Origin of the sequence: Campylobacter sp. IFREMER_LSEM_CL1097 (genome assembly GCF_025772225.1) — a bacterium.
GTDB lineage: Bacteria > Campylobacterota > Campylobacteria > Campylobacterales > Campylobacteraceae > Campylobacter_D > Campylobacter_D lari_D.
The window spans coordinates 1-5,806 of sequence record NZ_JAKMRT010000031.1 but is presented as its reverse complement, the minus strand read 5'-3'; the positions used below and the strand labels follow the sequence as shown (position 1 = coordinate 5,806).

Annotated in this window: 5 protein-coding genes; all 5 read left to right on the top strand. The window is 29.6% G+C overall.

Annotation, left to right across the window (positions count from 1 at the left end; genetic code table 11):
• The coding region (locus tag L8W64_RS08635) for a DUF2972 domain-containing protein (protein WP_263673513.1) at positions 1-1,141 on the top strand (1,141 nt) is incomplete at its 5' end.
• A 38-nt stretch (positions 1,142-1,179) separates the two neighbouring features.
• A complete protein-coding gene (cysD, locus tag L8W64_RS08630; RefSeq protein ID WP_263673512.1) occupies positions 1,180-2,076 on the top strand; it encodes a sulfate adenylyltransferase subunit CysD in 897 nt (298 codons plus the stop codon).
• A complete protein-coding gene (cysN, locus tag L8W64_RS08625; protein WP_263673511.1) occupies positions 2,076-3,500 on the top strand; it encodes a sulfate adenylyltransferase subunit CysN in 1,425 nt (474 codons plus the stop codon). The genes cysD and cysN overlap by 1 nt, the downstream gene beginning before the upstream one ends.
• Positions 3,497-5,212 (top strand): SLC13 family permease, encoded by a 1,716-nt coding sequence (locus tag L8W64_RS08620; RefSeq protein WP_263673510.1) that lies wholly within the window; start codon positions 3,497-3,499, stop codon positions 5,210-5,212. The genes cysN and L8W64_RS08620 overlap by 4 nt, the downstream gene beginning before the upstream one ends.
• An 8-nt stretch (positions 5,213-5,220) precedes the next feature.
• On the top strand, positions 5,221-5,796 hold the full coding sequence (gene cysC, locus L8W64_RS08615; protein ID WP_263673508.1) for an adenylyl-sulfate kinase: 576 nt from the start codon (positions 5,221-5,223) through the stop codon (positions 5,794-5,796).
• Positions 5,797-5,806 lie beyond the last annotated feature (10 nt).

Below are 5,806 nucleotides of genomic sequence, written 5' to 3'. Positions count from 1 at the left end.
TTATTGGTGTTCTCATGGTACAGGCGGGGCAGCTTTTATTGATTATATGACTAAAATTGGCTGTAAAACGGTATCAGCTACATCATTTCAGTGTGAAAAAAAATGTTATATTCATGTGTTTAAAAGATTATTATCATATCATGATAATAATAACTATATAACATGTAGAGAATATCTTCAAGAAGGTGATAAGTTATATGGATTAATTTCTACTTCCAATGGTGTAAATATAACTAGAGATCCTATAGGTATGTTGAAGCACTATATTTATTGTAAAAGAACTAATGATCCTAGTAAAAAATTTTTCACAATAAACCATAGCCCAAAAGATGTGGTTGATAATTTAATTCTATATCATAATTCTAATGGAGCATGGACTCAAAAACCAAATGTTAATATAGATAATATTGATTTTTGGCTTAATTATAGATATATGACATTTCATGATGATCTACTTAGGTCTAAACTTTTTAATATAAAAAATGATCTATTTTTTGACATGTCGGACTTTATAGGTGATAATATATCGCTTTCTTTAGAGAAAATTATTGAGTTATTTGATTTAAAAGTTAATATAAATTCTGATAAAATTAATTGTAAAAATCTTTTTATGGATCGTAATTTCAGTTATTTACCGGCTATTTTATCATTGCATGAAGATGATCTCATTACAAATGAAATAGATACAAATTATTTAAAAAGAATCGATACTATTGAAATTTTTATTGTTGATCCTGATTGGGTATCAGCAGTGGATGGTAAATTTTTTTTACAATCTTATTGGTATATGAATTTCTTCAAATTTACCAAAGAAGCGTGCTTGGATATTACTAAAATGATATCCAAACAAGATAACGTTTTGTTTTTGGTAGAAGAATCAAAATTTAATGTACTTATAAAAAATAAAATAATGTTAGATAAAATGATAGCGTATTTACGTGAATTTTTACCATTACTTGAAATGCATAAAAAAAATAAAGTGACTAATGGAGAAGAAAGAATATTAAAGATATTTGCAAAAAATCCCGAGATATTGCAAGAAGCTAAAAAAATTTTTAACAATCATTTAAGTATAATTGAGAAAAATAAATCAAGTATTGTGGCTTCTTGGAAGTATTATCAAGAATTTGAAAAGTTATAGTAAGATTATGCAATCAGTAATTAAGGGTTATTTTTGCAATGAAAAGTTATTTGGAGTATTTAGAATCAGAGTCCATTCATATCATCCGTGAGGTGGTAGCTGAATTTGAAAAACCAGCTATGCTTTATAGTATAGGTAAAGATAGTTCGGTTATGCTTCATCTTTTACAAAAAGCATTTTATCCAAGCTTACCTCCACTTCCTTTAGTGCATGTAGATACCACATGGAAATTTAAAGAGATGATAGAATTTAGAGACAAACGCGCCAAAGAGCTTGGCATGGAACTTATAGTTTATCAAAACCCTAAAATCAAAGAATTAAATCTTTCTCCATTTGCACATGGTTCATCCATGCATACAGATATTGCTAAAACACAAGGTTTGAAACAAATGCTTGATTTGTATCAGTTTGATGCGGTATTTGGTGGTGCAAGACGCGATGAAGAAAAATCGCGTGCAAAAGAAAGAATTTATTCTTTTCGTGATGAAAATCACTCATGGGATCCAAAAAATCAACGCCCAGAATTATGGGATATTTACAACGGTCGTCATAAAAAAGGTGAATCCATAAGAGTTTTTCCACTGAGCAATTGGACTGAGCTTGATATATGGCAGTATATTTATAAAGAAAATATTCCTTTACCAAGTCTTTATTTTGCTAAAAAACGACCGGTTGTAGAGTATATGGGGGCTAAAATTTTAGTTGATGATGAGCGTATGCCAAAAGAACTTGCTAGAAATGCCAAAGAAGAATTGGTCCGTTTTAGAACCCTAGGTTGCTACCCACTAACTGGAGCTATAAACTCAAGTGCTAGCAATGTTTTAGAAATCATCGAAGAGCTTTTGCTTTCTAAAACAAGTGAAAGACAAGGTAGGCTTATAGACATTGATGAAGAAGCAAGTATGGAAAAAAAGAAAAAAGAGGGGTATTTTTAATGAAAACAAATGTAGAAAAATACCTAAAAGAACATGAAAATAAAGAGCTTTGTAGATTTATCACTTGTGGTAGTGTAGATGATGGCAAATCTACCCTTATAGGCAGAATGCTTTATGATGCAAAAATGCTTTTTGAAGATCAAATTTTATCTTTAGAAAAAGATAGTAAAAAGCTTGGTAATGCAGGGGAAAAGCTTGATTTTGCGCTTTTAGTAGATGGTCTTGCAAGCGAGAGAGAGCAAGGTATAACTATAGATGTAGCATATAGATTTTTCACAAGTGAAAAAAGAAAATTCATCATAGCAGATACCCCAGGCCATGAGCAATACACTAGAAATATGGCAACAGGTGCTAGCACAGCTGATATTGCTATCATACTTGTAGATGCAAGAAAAGGGGTTTTAACTCAAACTAAAAGACATTCTTACATAGCGAGTTTGCTTGGTATAAGGCAATTTATTATTGCTGTGAATAAAATGGATTTGATTGATTATAATCAAGAAATTTTTAATACAATCTGCAAAAATTATCAAGAAATTCTACCATGCTTAAAAAATCATGAACATATTAAAACCCACTTTGTTCCTATATGTGCATTAGATGGAGACAACATAGCTTCTAAAAGCATTAATATGCCTTGGTATGATGGAAAAACATTATCTGAGCTTTTAGATACTTTGCCTATTGCTACTAGTTTAAGTGATGAGTTTATCATGAGTGTGCAATATGTCAATCGCCCTCATTTAAATTTTAGAGGTTTTTGTGGAAATATTGCTAGTGGTAGTATAAATATCAAAGATGAAGTTGTGATTTTACCTTCTTTAAAAACAAGTAAAATAAAACAAATCATCACACCTAGTATTAAAAGCCTAAATATACCCGATAAAAATGAAAAGGTTCAAAGTGCTAAAAATGTTAGCTTTCCAAGTGCTATAACTTTAACTTTAGAAGATGAGATAGACATTTCAAGAGGCGATGTAATAGCTTCTAAAAATCATAGTATAGAAATTTCAAATTCTTTTAAAGCTATGGTAATATGGATGAGTGAGGTTAAATTTAATTTAAATGAAAATTATCTTATCAAAATAGCAAATTTAACTACTAATGTAGTATTTGAAAAAATTGATTTTAAAAAAGACATTAATACTTTCAAAGAATTTCAAAGCGATGAATTAAAACTCAATGATATTGCTAAATGCACCTTAAAGCTTAATAAAAAAACAGCCCTTAAAGCTTACAAGGACAATAAAACTTTAGGAAGTTTTATCATCATAGATAAATACTCTAATGAAACCTTAGCAGCGGGTATGGTAGAAGAAATTTTAGCAAGCGAAGAAAAGAGTAGAATTTATACTCAAGCAGAAATAGAACTTAATGCTTACATTAGAAAAAACTATCCTGAATGGGAATGTAAAAAAATATGAAAATTATTGTTGCATTAAGTATTTTAATTTTGCTTATTTTGTTAATTAGCAATAAAATTAAACCTTTTATTTTATTTGGTAGTGTAGCTGTGCTTTATTATCTTTTGGGGTATTTAAATTTAAATACTTGGCTTAGCTCTTATACGAGCGAATCTTTGATAGTGCTTGTTTTGCTTTTGTTAGTTTCACTAGCTATAGAAAAAAGCGTTGTGATAAGTTGGTGTTCTAAATTTATCATAGGTAAAAATTATCATCTATCACTTTTAAAGCTTGGAGTTGTTACAGCTAGTATTTCAGCTTTTTTAAATAATACTGCAGTAGTGGCGAGTTTTATGAGTATTATAAAAAATAACAAATTTCAAGCTCCTTCTAAACTACTCATCCCTCTTTCATATTTTTCCATAGTTGGTGGAACTATGACTTTGATAGGCACTTCAACTAATTTGATAGTCAATTCTTTTGTAGTGCAAAATGGTTTGGAAAGTTTAAAGATTTTTGATTTTTTTGCGGTGGGTTTTTGTATAAGTGTTGGAGTGCTTATAGTGCTTTTGATTTTTAGCTTTTTATTGCCTGAGTATAAAGAAAGAGAAAATGTCATTAATGAGTATTTAATCAATGCTAAAGTATTGAAAAATAGCTCATTAGTGGGGAAAACTATACAAGAAAATGGCTTAAGAAATTTAGAGTTTTTGTTTTTACTTGAAATTCAAAGAAAAGATGAGCTTATTACCCCTGTTAGTCATAATGAGCTTATTAAAGAAGGAGATGTATTAGTTTTTAGTGGAGATATTACACATTTAGAAGCTTTGAAAAAATTTGATGGCTTGCAAATTGGCTCACAAGATTTAAAACTAGAAACATTAAACTTAGTAGATGTTGTTATAAATTCTGAGTCAAATTTGATAGGAAAAAGTGTTAAAGAAGCAAATTTTAGAGCTAAATTTGATGCAGGGATTGTAGCCTTAAAAAGAGGCTCAAAAAATATTTCAAAAATCGGCCAAAGTTTATTACAAGCTGGAGATAGGCTTATTTTAAGCATAGGTAAGGATTTTCACTCAAGAGATAATATCAATAAAAACTTTTATATTATCTCAAATATCATGCAAAATCAAAAGTTAAGTAATATCCAAAGTTTTATAGTGATTTTTGCATTTTTAACTATTATCGCTTTATCTGCTTTGGAATTAGTGTCTTTGCTTAAAGCGTTGCTAGTGTTTCTAGCTTGCTTGTTTATATTTAAAATCATAAGTTTTGATGAAGTAAAAAGACGCTTTCCTTTGGAAATTTTTATCATAGTAGGATCTTCTTTAGCTATAACTAAAGTTTTAGTTGATAGTGGTTTAGCTAAAGATTTGGCTGAATTTGTTATAGGAACTTTTGGAGTGTATGGATTATATGGTAGTTTTGTGGGAATTTATCTTCTAACTTTGCTTTTAACTGAAATCATTACCAATAACGCTGCTGCAGCTTTGGCTTTTCCTATTGCTTATAGTACTGCTTTAGCGCTTGAAGTTAATCCAACTCCATTTATATTAGCGGTTGCTTATGGGGCAAGTTGTGCTTTTTTAATGCCACATGGTTATCAAACTCACTTGATGGTAGGTTCAATTTGTGGGTATAAAACTACTGATTTTATAAAAATAGGATGGATAGTTTCTTTGACTTATTCAGTTATTGTTTTAACTATAACTCCGGTATTTTTTAGTTTTTAAGGAAAAAAATGAGTAAAAATTTAACTTGGTATACAAGTAGCATTACAAAAACTCAAAGAGCTAAACTTAAAAATCAAAAACCATGTGTTTTGTGGTTTAGTGGGCTTAGTGGTAGTGGTAAATCTACTTTGGCTAATGCGGTTGAAAAAAAACTTTTTGAGCAAGGTTTTCATACTTATCTTTTAGATGGGGATAATGTACGTCATGGACTTAATAAAGATTTGGGTTTTGATGAGGTTTCAAGAGTGGAAAACATAAGACGTATAGGAGAAGTATGTAAGCTTTTTATAGATGCCGGCATGATAGTACTTTGCGCTTTTATATCACCTTTTGAAAAAGATAGAAAGCTTATAAAAGATCTTTTAGATGAGGATGAATATATAGAAATATTTGTTGATACACCTTTGGAAATTTGTGAAAAAAGAGATCCAAAAGGACTTTATAAAAAAGCAAGAAACGGAGAGATTAAAAATTTCACAGGTATAGACAGTCCTTATGAAAATCCTAAAAACCCGCATGTACACATAATAAAAGAAGATCTTAATGAGAATGTGGATATGATTTTAAAATTTTTAGATCTCTAATTTCATTTTA